This window comes from Endozoicomonas sp. ALC013 (assembly GCF_049310205.1).
GTDB lineage: Bacteria > Pseudomonadota > Gammaproteobacteria > Pseudomonadales > Endozoicomonadaceae > Endozoicomonas.
The window spans coordinates 1-15,492 of sequence record NZ_JBLYNS010000003.1; the positions used below are offsets into that span (position 1 = coordinate 1).

General features: G+C 47.9%; 12 protein-coding genes. All 12 read right to left on the minus strand.

The window, feature by feature from the left end:
- Positions 1 to 71: 71 nt before the first annotated feature.
- Positions 72 to 281 (minus strand): cold-shock protein, encoded by a 210-nt coding sequence (locus ACO6V1_RS01125; RefSeq protein WP_101745061.1) that lies wholly within the window; start codon positions 279 to 281, stop codon positions 72 to 74.
- A gap of 320 nt (positions 282 to 601) precedes the next feature.
- Positions 602 to 1,129, minus strand: a complete 528-nt coding sequence (locus tag ACO6V1_RS01130; protein ID WP_422450052.1) for an NYN domain-containing protein — start codon at positions 1,127 to 1,129, stop codon at positions 602 to 604.
- A complete protein-coding gene (locus ACO6V1_RS01135) occupies positions 1,122 to 1,805 on the minus strand; it encodes a TVP38/TMEM64 family protein (protein ID WP_422465458.1) in 684 nt (227 codons plus the stop codon). The genes ACO6V1_RS01130 and ACO6V1_RS01135 overlap by 8 nt, the downstream gene beginning before the upstream one ends.
- 155 nt (positions 1,806 to 1,960) lie before the next feature.
- On the minus strand, positions 1,961 to 2,572 hold the full coding sequence (locus ACO6V1_RS01140; protein ID WP_269675553.1) for a response regulator transcription factor: 612 nt from the start codon (positions 2,570 to 2,572) through the stop codon (positions 1,961 to 1,963).
- Positions 2,526 to 3,836 (minus strand): ATP-binding protein, encoded by a 1,311-nt coding sequence (locus ACO6V1_RS01145; RefSeq protein WP_422460341.1) that lies wholly within the window; start codon positions 3,834 to 3,836, stop codon positions 2,526 to 2,528. The genes ACO6V1_RS01140 and ACO6V1_RS01145 overlap by 47 nt, the downstream gene beginning before the upstream one ends.
- Before the next feature lie 67 nt (positions 3,837 to 3,903).
- On the minus strand, positions 3,904 to 5,415 hold the full coding sequence (locus ACO6V1_RS01150; protein ID WP_422465459.1) for a hypothetical protein: 1,512 nt from the start codon (positions 5,413 to 5,415) through the stop codon (positions 3,904 to 3,906).
- A gap of 206 nt (positions 5,416 to 5,621) precedes the next feature.
- Complete coding sequence (locus ACO6V1_RS01155; protein WP_422460338.1) at positions 5,622 to 7,097, minus strand: hypothetical protein; 1,476 nt, start codon at positions 7,095 to 7,097, stop codon at positions 5,622 to 5,624.
- A 149-nt stretch (positions 7,098 to 7,246) separates the two neighbouring features.
- Positions 7,247 to 8,749, minus strand: coding sequence for a hypothetical protein (locus ACO6V1_RS01160; protein WP_422465461.1), 1,503 nt, complete (start codon positions 8,747 to 8,749; stop codon positions 7,247 to 7,249).
- A 168-nt stretch (positions 8,750 to 8,917) separates the two neighbouring features.
- Positions 8,918 to 10,414 (minus strand): hypothetical protein, encoded by a 1,497-nt coding sequence (locus ACO6V1_RS01165; RefSeq protein WP_422465463.1) that lies wholly within the window; start codon positions 10,412 to 10,414, stop codon positions 8,918 to 8,920.
- A 414-nt stretch (positions 10,415 to 10,828) separates the two neighbouring features.
- Positions 10,829 to 12,001 (minus strand): Na/Pi symporter, encoded by a 1,173-nt coding sequence (locus ACO6V1_RS01170; protein WP_422465465.1) that lies wholly within the window; start codon positions 11,999 to 12,001, stop codon positions 10,829 to 10,831.
- An 85-nt stretch (positions 12,002 to 12,086) separates the two neighbouring features.
- Complete coding sequence (locus tag ACO6V1_RS01175) at positions 12,087 to 13,868, minus strand: hypothetical protein (RefSeq protein WP_422465467.1); 1,782 nt, start codon at positions 13,866 to 13,868, stop codon at positions 12,087 to 12,089.
- A 368-nt stretch (positions 13,869 to 14,236) separates the two neighbouring features.
- Positions 14,237 to 15,475 (minus strand): molybdopterin molybdotransferase MoeA, encoded by a 1,239-nt coding sequence (moeA, locus tag ACO6V1_RS01180; protein WP_422460332.1) that lies wholly within the window; start codon positions 15,473 to 15,475, stop codon positions 14,237 to 14,239.
- Positions 15,476 to 15,492 lie beyond the last annotated feature (17 nt).

Here is a 15,492-nt window from a genome sequence, read left to right on the forward strand (position 1 = left end):
GCCAATTACTTACCCATAAAAAAAGAGCACCTTATGGTGCTCTTTTTCTGTTTTCCCGCAAAGGGAAAAGCTTATACTTTCTCTACGTTGGCAGCCTGAAGACCTTTCTGGCCCTGCTCAACGTCAAAGGTCACAGCCTGACCTTCAGCGAGAGTTTTGAAACCGTCACCAATGATGGCACGGAAGTGAACGAAAACGTCTGGACCGCCGTTATCCTGAGCGATAAAGCCAAAGCCTTTCTCTTCACTGAACCACTTTACCGTTCCGGTCGATTTAGACATGCAATGTCTCCTGAATATTTCTATAAAAATGCGTTGTACACGCGTTAAGCCAATGTGTAGTCACATCTTCATATATCTATTTAAGAGTAAAGCAATCAAAGCAGCATAACTTAAACTAAGAAGTGGTGTGACGATCAGGAAGTACTCAAAAAGTAAAACGATTTTTCGTTCTTCTCAATAATGGCCAATAGGAACTCTAATAGCTGTCCGAAGGGATGTCAAAGATTTTATCAAGTTTGTGAAAAACAAATTATCGGAGGAATTTTAACCACAAATCAGGGGTTGGAAGAGCCGTTTGGATAAGAAATTAATGCTTTGATTTATATAGTGTTTGTTACTTTTTGTTGACTGTTTTTCGCACTCTTGATTGGCAGTAACAGGTCATGGGTAATTGGAATAAAGTGACTGGACGATTGAATCAGGGAAGATGCTGTCAGCGCCTCAACACTGTAGACCTCAGTTTGCCGACCAAAATCCTGCTGCACCTTTTGCAATAGCAGGTCAAAGTCACCATCACCGGAAGCGAGGGCAATGGTATCGACCTCGGGTGCCCAGCTCATAACATCCAGTGTTATCCCGACATCCCAGTCCCCCTTTGAGGTGCCATCGCTTCTTTGAATATAGGGTTTCAGCTTTACTTCAAAGCCAATGGCTCGAAGAATGTCCTGGAATTGCCGCTGTTTTGGATCTCCGCGATCAATCGCGTAGGCGATGGCCTTGGTGATCTTTCTGTCTTTACTGACGAGTGCCCAGAATGCGTTGTAATCAAAGTGACTGTTATAGAACTGTCGGGTGGTGTAATAGATGTTCTGCACATCAACAAACAGCGCAACATGCTTTTCAGTCATAGGTTCTGGTCTCCCCGCGTTTGTTTGCCGCCTGTCTTATGATGATGGTGGCTGATGCTTTCTGGGCAAGATAAAGCAGTCCGCCAATGGAAAGAATCGATGCTATCACCACGACGATAACGGACAGATTACCTTGCGTCGGGTTGTTCAGTAAAGAGATCAGGTCTCTTGCCTGCATGCCTGCCCAAAGGGCAAACAGCGTTCTGGGTAACATGCCAATAAAGCCAGCGATCAGGAATGCAGGAAGGCGGATACCAATCGTGGGTAACACCAGGTTCATTAATGAAAAGGGCAGCACCGGGGAAATCCGGGTCAGAACGACCAGCGGCCACTGATGATGTTTCAGCTCCTCAAGCATCAGATGTATTCGGGAGTTCGGCGGGAGTGTTCGCATCAGCTTCCCATGATCCAGTGATTTCCCGACCAGATAACCGAGGACAGACGCTGCCGGGTAGGAAATCAGGATATAGAAAAGTGCTGTCCACCCCAGAAAATAGCCACTGATCAGGGCAATCAGCGTAGACGGTGTCAGGGCCAGCGCCATGGTCAGGGCGCTGGCTGAAAAGAGCCAGGCCCACTGGCTGATGGATAGCGTGGAAAGCATGTCCTGCCAGGTGATCGACAGTGTGGTGACCAGGGTGCTGCCAAAGAGGGAGGTAATACTGAGCAGGCCCATCAGTGAGAGTATCTGACGATTCTTTCTGAAAAAAGAGCCTCGCAAGAAAGCGCTACGAAACAATAAGCAATTCACTGGAAAAGACTGGCCGCTGCCTGTAAAACCCACAAGCATAATGGCTACGACAGAGAAGAGGCAATAATGCGTGGATAATTTCAGCGAGAGCCTGATCGTTTGTTGAGTTTTCGCTGCAGTGTCCTGCGGTGCATGCCCAGGCTTCGGGCGGCGGCAGAGATATTGCCATTGTGCTCCAGAAGGACTTTTTGCAGATACTCCCATTCCAGCTGGTAAACCGGCATTCTTGTTTCCGGGATGACAGGGCCGGGTTCATGAGGCCGCTGGCTGATATTGAGTGCCGAGAGTATCTGCAAGGTATCGACCGGCTTGCAGAGATAGTCTTTAGCCCCAAGTTTGATGGCGCTGACTGCGGTGGCAATGCTGGCATACCCGGTTAGTACGATGATCTCAATATCTGGATTGACGTTGCGTAACAGTGAAATAAGCCGGAGGCCACTCTCACTGCCGATTTTCAGATCAACAACCGCACTGGCCGGGCGGTGTTGTTGTTGCAGGGTGGTCGCCTTACTAATGGTGTCTGCCGTAATGGGGTTGAACCCCCTTTTTCTGAGAGAGGTGGCAAGGGTGTGTAACAGGATCTGGTCATCATCGGCAATCAAGATAGTCGATAACTCCAGAGCTTTTCCGGGGTTCATCGTCGCTTTACGGTTCCTGTTCTGGTTGGCTGAGGATGGGGAGTTGGACTTCAATCAAGCTTCCCCCGCAGGTCAGGGGGCGCATCTGTATCAGACCTCCCAGCCGTTCAATACTGGCCTGGCTGAGTAGCAAACCAATCCCGAGGCCATCTTCTTTTAAGCTATAAGGCGTCCTTGATAAGGTGGTTGGGTTCCCTTCTTTTATAGGGGCTGAGCTTTTTTTGGGTCTGCATTGCGGGAAGCCCGCACCTTTATCCAGAATCTGCAGGGTCAGGTTTTGGCGGTTCTGCATCACGTGCAGTGACACCTGGCCCGGGCTGGCATCTTCTGCATTATCAAGTAATGACGTGATTGCCTGATACAGTGTCAGATCACAGGGAATAGATACTGAAACAGGCCATTGAGCGGCGTTGTAACAAAGCTCGGATTCAGGTCTGATCAGCTGCCATTTTTGGATGACTTTAGTCAGAAAATCCTGGCTATCGATACTCTCAATACCTTTATATTGGCTTTCCGATACCAACTGTTGCAGCCTTTTCTTGCATTCATCGATCTGATCCCGGAGAAATATCAAGCGCTCAGCCAGTGCGCTGCCCTGGTATTCCTCCTGCAGATCCCTGAGCACAATGGCCATTGTGGTGAGTGGCGTTCCCAGTTCATGGGCTGCACCCGCTGCCTGAAGGGCAATGGCAAGAATGCTTTCATCTCTCAGTTGACGTTCTCTGCTGATGGCTATATCCCTTTGCTGTTTTCTCAGGGCTGAGGCCATCAGTTCGACAAAGTAATTGATCAGAAAGGCACTCAGCACAAACGTTAGCCACATGCCAAGCAAATGAATGTCGATCATCAGCTGCTGTTCTGGCAAGTGAAGCATCGAACCAGGGCCGGATGGAACGTACCATTTCATCAGCAGGGTATAGAGCAGCGTTGCAGTGAATGTCACGCCCCAGCTGTATTTGCCCGGCAGCAGTGCAGCGCCGATACAGACAGTGATCAAATAGGTCGATACCAGTGGGTTGGTATAACCACCACTAAAGAATAACAGCGTACTCTGGGAGAGAAGGTCCAGCAGCAGTTGAACAAAGAACTCCTGATCGCAGACATGGCTTTTGATCGCATGTAACCGAATGATAGTACCAATAATCATCAGCAAGGCGATGAAACCGGCCAGAACAAGGCCGGTGATCTGGATGTCAAAATGGCGGCTGGCCAGGAAAAAGGCCATACCCTCAACCGCAATCAGGGTTCCACGGAGCCAGCACAGGCGCTTGAGGTTCTCTGCACCAATCGAGAGGTTGGGTATTGTGTTCGTCCTCATTAAGTAACTAACCAAATCAAATCATATTGAATACCCTTAGACTCGAAAATTGGTTTTTTTATCCCGGTCAGGGATTTTCCACGTCATCCTCTGCATCTGCGCTCTCAATGGAAACCGAAATACTCTTTAGTTTTAATGAATGAATGGTCTTCCGATCACAAAGCAGCTCATCTGTCTGGGTACAAATAGTTTCTGCCTCTGCTTTGTGAGCAACGATTTTGTCTCGCAATGCGTTTTCACCCTCAGAGTTGCGATAACCCATTTCCATTAACAGGTCACCGAGTGACGTCACGATGAGCGAATGCATGTTGATCATTGGGAAATAAGAGTCTTTTCCCGAAAGGATTTCTTCCTGCACCGCTTTCTTAAGCCATTCCATCTCCTTATGGATAAACTGCTTACTGATTTCTTCCTGTTTAATTTTCAGTTCTTCCATAGTACTGGTATTTTCAAGCTGCATCAGTTCATCATACGCAATGGATTGCCTGACCAGGCCCGCACAATCAGTCATGTATTGTTCAGAGAATGCCAATCGACTGATTGCTTTATTAATGGCAACAGAGAGATTGGGGTACTTTTGCGAGCAGGCATTCAACGTCTTGATGACCGATTGACAAAACCATATAGACTTCCGGTAAGGAGCCAAAAAAAACTTCGCTTCCCGTAACGATTTGTTCAACATCTCCTCATTTTCAATGCTTTCTGGGGAGTCATCGTTATCTCTCTGATCCTTCCTTATCTGAGAAATTATTGCCTCATACTTCGTTTCGATAAGCTCAGTCCCTTGCAGGATGGGTAGTTCGGTATCAGCAGGTCTGATGAGAAGCAGGTCATCATCGTTCGTCGGTGAAGGTGCATAAACGGAAGAGACATAAGCTGCCTGGGGAACCTGGCCAGTTTCGATGATAGGGTGCTGCAATAAATCATGGCCGACATAATCTTTGTATTCAAGGAGCTGCTCGTCTGAGATTGACAGGTCGAAGCCATAATATGATACAGTTAAATTGTTAAAATCATTGATATTGTAAAGGGGCTGGCTTTTCTTGCTCAATGATCCATTCATATCATCCCCGGGCATAAGGAAAAATCCAGATTTTGCTAATTCAGCTATACGTTCATCAGATAATTGAGGATGCCTGGACGTATTGAAATGATAAAACGATTGACGCCTGTTCTGCTCACCAACCTCTCCAAGCGTTTGGTATTTATTGTCACTAACCAAGACAGCAACCCTGCTTTGCGCCAGTGTTTTCAGGGAGATTGTTTCACAGCGGTTAAAAAACTCAGCGGGCATAAATCGAATATCCGGATTGAGGCGAACTATTTCCGTGTCTATCGTTTTGAGCACGCGCTTATAATCAAAACCTCTAAATAAATACTCGTCACCATAATAATAAGAATAACTGGGTATAAACGGAATGGCAAAGTAGGCTGCTTTGACTGGCACCTGAAACAATTTAATAACATGATCTCGGTCATGCGGTTTCTCCCTGTGCGCTTGACCCTCCGTAAAATTGTCATCAGGTATGCTAAAGGGCTTGCCAAAAGTGGTGCAATTGGCAAACAGGCTGACATTCATTTTCATTTCCATCTGTTGCTATTGTATGTTGAGACTTGACAGGAGTTTTCCCGGGAGGCTGTCCTGTTTTCCGTCTTCTTAGACACTGGTTATCGTTAAATAGTTCTTGTCCAAAAACGCAATTCTCGGTCAGCCTCCTGGCCCGCTCCTTTATCCAGAATCTGTAGGGTCAGGAATTTTCAACGTCATCCTCAGCATCTGTGCTCTCAAAGGGAAACCGAAATACTCTTTAGCTTTAATGAATGAATGGCCTTCCGATCAGAAAGCAGCTCATCTGTCTGGGTACAAATAGTTTTTGCCTCTGCTTTCTGAGCAACGATTTTGTCTCGCAATGCGTTTTCGCCTGGTGAGTTGCGATAACCCATTTCCATTAACAGGTCACTGAGTGATGTCATGATGAGCAAATGCATGTTGATCATTTGGAAAAAAGAGTCTTTTCCCGAAAGGATTTTTTCCTGCGCCGCTTTCTTATGCCATTCCATCTCCTTATGGATAAACTGCTTACTGATTTCTTCCTGTTTGATTTTCAGTTCTTCCATCGTACTGGTATTTTCAAGCTGCATCAGTTCATCATACACAATGGCTTGCCTGACCAGGCCCGCACAATCAGTCATGTATTGTTCGGAGAATGCCAATCGACTGATTGCTCTATTAATGGCAACAGAGAGATCGGGGTGCTCTTGCGGGTAGGCATTCAACGTCTCGATGGCCGATTGACAAAAGAGTATAGACTCCTGGTAAGGAACCATAAAAAACTTCGCTTCCCGTAACAATTTGATCAACACCTCCTCATTTTTAAGAGGTGTTGGTTGACCAACGTTATTAGCCAGATCAATCGTTATCCGGGTAATTATTGCCTTATACTTCGTTTCGATAAGCTCAGTCCCTTGCAGCATCGGTAGTTTGGTATCAGCAGGCCTGATGAGAAGCAGGTGATTATCGTTCGTCGGTGAATAAACGGAAGAGACATAAGCAGCCTGGGCAACCTGGCCAGTTTCGATGATAGGGTGCTGCAATAAATCATGGCCGACTAAATGTTTGTATTCAGGAAGCTGCTCGCCTGAGATTAACTGGTCGAAACAATGATATTTTTCACTGAAACCATCAATATCATTGATATTGAAAACGGGATGGCTTTCTCTACTAAATGCTCCACTCAAATCATCCCCGGGCACAAGGAAAAATCCAAGTTTTGCTAATTCAGCTATACGTTCATCAGATAATTCAGGATGCCTGGGCGTATTGGAATGATAAAACGATTGACGCCTGCTCTGCTCACCAACCTCTCCGAGCGTTTGGTATTTATTGTCACTAACCAAAACAGCAACCTTCCTGTTCGCCAGTATTTTCAGGGGGATTGTTGCACAGCGGCTAAAAATCTCAGCGGGCATAAATCGGAGATCCGGATTGAGGCGGATCATTTCTGTGTCTACCACTTCGAGCGTATGCGCAAAATCATAATCTCCAGATAAATACCTAAACTTATAATTATTATAAGGCTCAGGCACAAACCGATTGGCAAAGTAGGCTGTTTTGACTGGCACCCGAATCAATTTAATAAGATGACTTCGGTCATGCCGCATCTCCCTATGCCCTTCACCCTTCGTAAAATTGTAATGAGGTGTGCTGCAGGTATTGGGCACGCCAAAAGTGGTGCCATTGGGAAACAGGTTGATATTCATTTTCATCCCCATCTGTTGCTATTTATGTTGAGACTTAACAGGAGTTTTCCCGGGAGGCTGTTCTGTTTTCCGTCGTCTTGGACACTGGCTATCGTTAAATAGTTCTTGTCCAAAAACGCAATCCGCTACTTTATCCAGAATCTGTAGGGTCAGGGATTTTCAACGTCATCCTCTGCATCTGTGCTCTCAATGGAAACCGAAATACTCTTTAGCTTTAGTGAATGAATGGTCTTCCGATCAGAAAGCAGCTCATCTGTCTGGGTACAAATAGTTTTTGCCTCTGCTTCCAGATCAACGATTTTGTCTCGCAATGCGTTTTCGCCCGGTGAGTTGCGATAACCCATTTCCATTAACAGGTCACTGAGTGATGTCATGATGAGCAAATGCATGTTGATCATTTGGAAATAAGAGTCTTTTCCCGAAAGGATTTTTTCCTGCGCCGCTTTCTTATGCCATTCCATCTCCTTATGGATAAACTGCTTACTGATTTCTTCCTGTTTGATTTTCAGTTCTTCCATCGTACCGGTATTTTCAAGCTGCATCAGTTCATCATACACAATGGCTTGCCTGACCAGGCCCGCACAATCAGTCATGTATTGTTCGGAGAATGCCAATCGACGGATTGCTTTATTAATGGCAACAGAGAGGTCGGGGTGCTCTTGCGGGTAGGCATTCAACGTCTCGATGGCCGATTGACAAAACTGTATAGACTCCTGGTAAGGAGCCATAAAAAACTTCGCTTCCCGTAACAATTTGATCAACACCTCCTCATTTTTAAGAGGTGTTGGTTGACCAACGTTATTAGCCAGATCAATCGTTATCCGGGCAATTATTACCTCATACTTCGTTTCAATAAGCTCAGTCCCTTGCAGCATGGGTAGTTTGGTATCAGCAGGCCTGATGAGAAGCAGGTGATTATTGTTCGTCGGTGAATAAACGGAAGAGACATAAGCTGCCTGGGCAACCTGGCCAGTTTCGATGATGGGGTACTGCAATAAATCATGGCCGACTAAATGTTTGTATTCAGGAAGCTGCTCGTCTGAGATTAACTGGTCGAAGCAATGAGATCTTACACTGAAACCGTCAATACCATTGATATTGAAAACGGGATGGCTTTCTCCACTATATGCTCCATTCACATCATCCCCGGGTACAAGGAAAAATCCAAGTTTTGCTAATTCAGCTATACGTTCATCAGATAATTCAGGATGCCTGGGCGTATTGGAATGATAAAACGATTGACGCCTGTTCTGCTCACCAACCTCTCCGAGCGTTTGGTATTTATGGTCACTAACCAAGACAGCAACCTTCCTGTTCGCCAGTATTTTCAGGGGGATTGTTGCACAGCGGCTAAAAATCTCAGCGGGCATAAATCGGAGATCCGGATTGAGGCGGATCATTTCTATGTCTACCTTTTTTTTGAGCATGTACTCAAAATCAAAATCTCCAAATAAATACCTTGCCTTGCCATAAGGCCTGGGTATAAACGGAATGGCAAAGTAGGCTGTTTTGACTGGCACCCGCATCAATTTAATAAGATGACTTCGGTCATGCAGTTTCTCCCTATGCCCTTCACCCTCCGTAAAATTGTCATGAGGTATGCTATAGGTCACGCCAAAAGTGGTGCCATTGGGAAACAGGTTGATATTCATTTTCATCCCCATCTGTTGCTATTTATGTTGAGACTTGACAGGAGTTTTCCCGGGAGGCTGTCCTGTTTTCCGTCTTCTTAGACACTGGTTATCGTTAAATAGTTCTTGTCCAAAAACGCAATTCTCGGTCAGCCTCCTGGCTCGCTCCTTTATCCAGAATCTGTAGGGTCAGGGATTTTCAACGTCATCCTCTGCATCTGTGCTCTCAATGGAAACCCAAATACTCTTTAGCTTTAATGAATGAATGGTCTTCCGATCAGAAAGCAGCTCATCTGTCTGGGCACAAAGAGTTTCTGCCTCTGCTTTCCGAGCAACGATTTTGTCTCTCAATGCGTTTTCGCCCGGTGAGTTGCGATAACCCATTTCCATTAACAGGTCACCGAGTGACGTCATGATGAGCGAATGCATGTTGATCATTGGGAAATACGAGTCTTTTCCCGAAAGGATTTCTTCCTGCACCGCTTTCTTATGCCATTCCACCTCCTTATGGATAAACTGCTTACTGATTTCTTCCTGTTTAATTTTCAGTTCTTCCATCGTACTGGTATTTTCAAGCTGCATCAGTTCATCATACACAATGGCTTGCCTGACCAGGCCCGCACAATCAGTCATGTATTGTTCGGAGAATGCCAATCGACAGATTGCTTTATTAATGGCAACAGAGAGATTGGGGTGCTCTTGCGGGTAGGCATTCAACGTCTCGATGGCCGATTGACAAAACCTTATAGACTCTTGGTAAGGAGCCATAAAAAACTCCGCTTCCCGTAACGATTTGACCACCCCCTCATTTTTAATACTTGTTGGTTGGCCAGCGTTAACGGCCCGATCAATCATTGCCTGATACTTCGTTTCGATAAGCTCAGTCCCTTGCAGCATGGGTAGTTTGGTATCAGCAGGCCTGATGAGAAACAGGTGATTTTTGTTCGTCGGTGAATAAACGGAAGAGACATAAGCTGCCTGGGAAATCTGACCAGTTTCGATGATGGGGTACTGCAATAAATCATGGCCGACTAAATGTTTGTATTCAGGGAGCTGCTCGTCTGAGATTAACAGGTCGAAGCAATGAAGTGATTCACCGAAAGTGCCGCTAAAATTGATATTGAAAACAGGCTGGCTTTCTTTCCTCAAAAATTTAAATGTACTCATTCTTTCCCCCTCCCAGGGCATAAGGAAAAATCCAGGTTTTGCCAATTCAGCTATACGTTCATCACATAATTCAGGATGCCTGGGCGTATTGGAATAATAATAAAACGATTGACGCCTGTTCTGCTCACCAACCTCTCCGAGCGTTTGGTATTTATTGTCACTAACCACGACAGCAACCTTCCTGTCCGCCAGTATTTTCAGGGGGATTGCTTCACAGCGGCTAAAAATCTCAGCGGGCATAAATCGGAGATCCGGATTGAGGTGGATCATTTCTGTGTCGACCATTTTGAGCATACGCTCAAAATCAAAATCTCCAATTGAATTCCTTGTTTCGCCACAAGGCATGGGCATAAACGGATTGGCAAAGTAGGCTGTTTTGTCTGGCACCGGAATCGATTTAATAAGACGACTTCTGTCATGCAGTTTCTCCCTACACCCTTGACCCTCCGTAAACCTCTCAGGAGGGACACTGTAGGGCACGCCAAAAGTGGTGCCATTGGCAAACAGGTTGATATTCATTTTCATCCCCATCTGTTGCTATTTTGTTGAAACTTGACAGGAGTTTCCCCGGGAGGCTGTCCTGTTATCCGTCTTCCTGGACGGCCATCGTCAAATAGTTCTTGTCCAAAAAGGCGACCCGTAGTCTAGCCCGGATATTTCATAAACGTGCTCCCGATCTCGCTTGTCCTTTGCCACTCTAAGGGAGTTTTGCTCAGTCGACCGTACTCCCCGGTACGGCGCTCCTTCACAAAATCCCTTAGAGCGACAAAGTCCTTCGCGATATTCGGGGCAGTTTATGAAATATCCGGGCTGGTGCATAAAAGCGTTAATACCCGTACACTACGTTCTGTTTCATGGGGTTAAGCCTGCAAAAAAAAAACCTGCTGTGCAGCCAAGGCACAGCAGGTTTTTTTGCAGGAGGAATCTTGCCGATCACGCTGTCAGGAAAATAAGGACACCTGGCAGAATGAAGAAGGCGATGAACAGATAGGCAAACGCATACATTCTGTTTCTGGCTGCCAGATCAGACAGTTTGTCAGCCATATACAGCGGGATCTCTCTCAGCCACTTGATGCCGTAAATAACCACAACCGCACAGAGGTTAAAGAAGAAATGCACCATGGCGATGGTTAGTGCCGGCAGGGCCGCAGGACCGGTAATTGCCGTGGCAGCCAGCAGGGCGGTAATGGTTGTACCGATATTGGCACCCAGGGTGAAAGGGTACATCTGTCGTACAGTAAACAGACCATTGGCCACCATTGGAACCATCAGGCTGGTGGTGGTTGAGGACGACTGAACCATCACGGTCATGGTCATACCGGACAGAATGCCGCTGATCGGACCCCGGCCAATGGACTTGTGCAGGGCATCTTTGGCTTTACCCACCATGACCTTTTTGAGCAGCTTGCCCAGACGAACCACCGAGAAAAAGATCAGGACAATACCGATACCAATCATGGCGATACCTGCCAGTGTGCTGTCCGGCAGTACCGATACAAAACCTTTGACAATGTCTTCAGCCGGAGAGGTTAATGGGTCAATAAAGTTCAGGCCTTTCATTGACATATTCTGACCGCCAACCAGCATGCTGGCTACCGATACAGAAAGCTTGCTCAACAGACCTGTGAACAGTTCCAGAGGCAGAAGAATGAGAACCGCCAGCCAGTTAAAGAAGTCATGAACGGTAGAGGCAGCAAACGCCTGCTTGAACTCTTTATGGCAGCGAATATGACCAAGACTTACGATGGTGTTGGTGATGGTTGTGCCGATGTTGGCACCCATAATCATCGGGATGGCCAGGTGAACCGGCAGGCCGCCAGCGACCAGGCCGACAATAACAGAGGTGACTGTACTGGAAGATTGTACGAGCGCTGTCGCCAGTGTGCCCGCCAGCAGACCCATGACGGCATTGTTGGCAAAACTGAACAGCTGTGCCGCGGCTTCACTGCCACCCACTGCCATTTTAAAGCCGGAGCCGATGACACTAACAGCTACCAGCAGAGCGTAAATCCATAGAACAACGCGTAGCCAGATACGACCGTAATGTCGCGTGGTCATGGTTTCGAAATCAGCGCCCTGTGAAGAAGCAGATGTCATTTCAGACATAGAGAGTGCACCCCGGTGCTTATAAAGTTGATGCTAAAAGTATCGAGTCTTTATTACAGTTTTATGACAATTTCTTCACAAACAATCAGCAGATTTTCTTTTTCGGGGGTTCATAACAGTCTGAAGCGCTCTCTTGATCGACCTGTTTTTGCAAAAAGTCGATCATATATTTTCTGTCTTCTTTCGGTTTTTCCCTGGCTCTGGCGATCTCTTTATCCAACAGTTCTTGCGCTTTTTCCGGTTGGGACTTGAAGGTGGTGAGCTGGTGTTTTAACAGCCATCCTGCGATATAGGGATCACTGAACTCCAATGCTCTCTCCAGGATACGTGGCGCAAATGGTCGCAATTCCTCAAGGGTTGCTCCTCCCACCTCTAATAACCAGTCAATTGGCTGGTGGGTGTAGATGGGCTCCACCACTTCTTCCCGGGAAAGATAGCCATCAAAATAACTGAGCAATGCTGAGGTGGCTTTACCGGGGTTCTGTTTGGCCTGGTGATTATCCATCAGCCATTGGGCTACCCGGGTATTATAATGGCTCATGGCCTGCTCAAATTGATGCTGGGCTTGCAGATTGGCTCCCTTATCAATCAGCCATCGGGCGTTGGCAAGATACCCGCAGTAAAGGGAGGTATTCAGAGCCTGGTTGAGCAGCGCAGCGGAGGCTTCAGGTGTCAGGCTTGCCCCATTGGCCAGCAGCCAGTCTGCCTGAATGGCCATATCGATATGAGTCTCAGCAATCACCTCCAGCAATGTTGTATTGATATCGTTGCTGAACGAGCCGATGCCCTGGGATCGCCTGTTGATTGATGGGGTGGTTGCTGTGGTGGTCAGGTGTTCTGTTATGTTGCCGGGCTGATTGGGATCTGACCGGGATTTCAGCTGGCGCAACGTTGTCATCGCTGTTTTGATATTTGCCCCGTTTTCCAGGCACCATTGTGCAGTTCTGGTATACCCCTGCAAAATAGCGTGGGGCAACAGCTTATCCAGTCTTTCGGATTCTGTCAGTTTCCTGAGTTCTTTACCCACCAGCGGTGTCAGCTCCAGATCCTTCCCGAACCGCCCTGAATTCCCGGCTTTACGCTGTTGGAGTTGCTGTAATTCACGACACTTTTCAAGCTGTGCAAACGCGGCATCCGGCAGATCGCTGGTTTCCCTGAGCCTGCCGACTCCCTTGGATTTAAGGTTTATTTTCGCGGTGACGACCGGATGCACTGGACCATCATCAAGTTCAGCCCAGAGTGTTTCTTTCATTGCCCAATTGACCAGAGTTTCATCATGCTTCCATTGTTGGCCGGTCCGGCTGACATCAAACAATAACTGATCGTCCACCCATGGGTTAAGAATCCAGCCCTCCAGGGCCAGAAAATCACTGTGAATCTCTGCTCTGAGGCGCTGGTCAGGGATATACCGGTCACTGTAAGGTATGACCCGCTGATAAATTGACCTGACGGTAAATGCACTCTGTCGAACCTCCGCCTCCGGGTGATTATGGAGAGTTTCGGTTGGTGCCGGTGCTGGCAGATCCGTTTTGCTGGCAGGCGGAGGAGGTAGTTTTGGATGGGCGGGATGGGTGGTCAATGTGCGTGAAGTATTCACGACGGGGGCAGGTAATCTTTGGCCCTGCGGCGCTTGCCTGACGTAACAGGCAGAAGCGTGGCTTGGCTGTAAGCTAAACCCAAGGTATCCGGACATCCGGTTGGCTGGTACATGGCTCCCGATATTGTCAGCCCCCCTGCCGGGACTTGTGTTAACCTCTCCGGTGTGCTGCTGAAGATGGCCACTGCTGTTATGTTGATGAATACAGCCCTTGGCGGCCTGTCTGTAGTACTCTCTGGAGAGAGGGGCCTTGAAATGGGCGTTATCCACGTTTCCACCAGTTCTTTTACGGAAGCATATAAAAATTGACCCGATATTCGATATTAAGTTCCACATCGGTGGTCATCGAGTGAAGGATAAACGTTAGTTTAAATTAGAAGGGAAATGGGAATAGCCTCGCGAATAAACGAGCAGGCTATTCTTATAGTGGCTAGTGCAGCTAGGACATGGTTTCAATGAGTTTGACGGGTTGTCGTGCCCCCGCACTCCGTTCGTCCTGAGCCTGTCGAAGGGCGGAAACTCCGGACTCTGATAGATCGTGCCAAGCACCCTTCGTCCGTGCATCCTGAGCGGAGCCGAAGGACGCTCAGGGTGAACGGAGACTGTACACGTCAAACTCGTTGAAACCATGTACTGGTTTATTTCAGCAGGTCATCAAACAGCTGCACATTCACCAGCTCACCCGCTGGTTTATCACCGTCTTCTTCCGCCAGTACGATATAGCAGTCAGAATGACTCATGGTGCTGAGAACTCCAGACCCCTGATGACCGCTTGACATAACCTGCAGTTCACCGGATTCCCGGTAAACCAGCTTTGCCCTCTGGAAATCCCGGCGTCCCGGGCGCTTTCTGAGCGGGGTTTCCGTCGCCAGTGTAAGCTCCACTTTTGGTTCCGGTTGCTGGTGCATCATATGGCGTAATGCTGGCGCGGCCAGCTGCTGGAAGGTGACGGTAGCCGATACCGGGTTACCGGGCAGGCCAAAGAAGACACTGTTCGGGAGCTGTCCAAAGGCAAACGGCTTGCCCGGTTTGATGGCCAGTTTCCAGAAGCCGGTTTCTCCCAGCTCATCAAGAATGTCTTTGGTGTAATCCGCATCGCCGACAGAAACGCCTCCGGAGCTGATCACTGCGTCAGCTTCCTGATCGGCTTGCAGAAAGGCTTCTCTTAACGCCGCTTTATCATCAGGAATTCTGCCAAGGTCGATGATGTCGACGGCCATTTTTTTCAGCATGGCTTTGATAACAAAACGATTACTGTCGTAAATATCACCCTGTTTCAGTGGCTCACCGGGCAGCTTTAATTCATCACCTGTGGAAAATACCGCAACTTTGACTTTCCGGTAGACCGTGACATTGGCAATACCCAGCGAGGCCAGCAGCCCGATATCCTGAGGGCGAACTCTCCGGCCCGGTGTGAACACCCGGGTGCCTTCCGGAATATCTTCCCCCGCTGTTCGGATATTGTTACCGGGCTGGTCCGGTTTCCGCAGAAATCGAATGCCTTGTTCTGTGGTTTCAGTCTGCTCCTGCATGACCACCACATCGGCACCTGCTGGAAGGCTGGCCCCGGTCATAATGCGGATACAATGTCCGGCGGGAATCTCCCCGGAAAAAGGGTGACCGGCCAGGGACTGGCCTGCCAGGGGTAAAGTATCACGGTTGTGCAAATCCTTCAGCGCCAGGGCATAACCATCCATGGCCGAGTTGTCATGGGAGGGCACATTGATGGGCGATACGATAGGCTCTGCGAGTACCCTGCCAAGGCTGTCTTCCAGGGCAACGGTCTCGGTTTCGGATACTGGCTTGACACTGCTGATCAGCGTTGCCAGGGCTGTTTCCAGCCTTATTAATCCATCAGTGGCACAGCAGTCACTCATGATTGCCCTCGTTCATT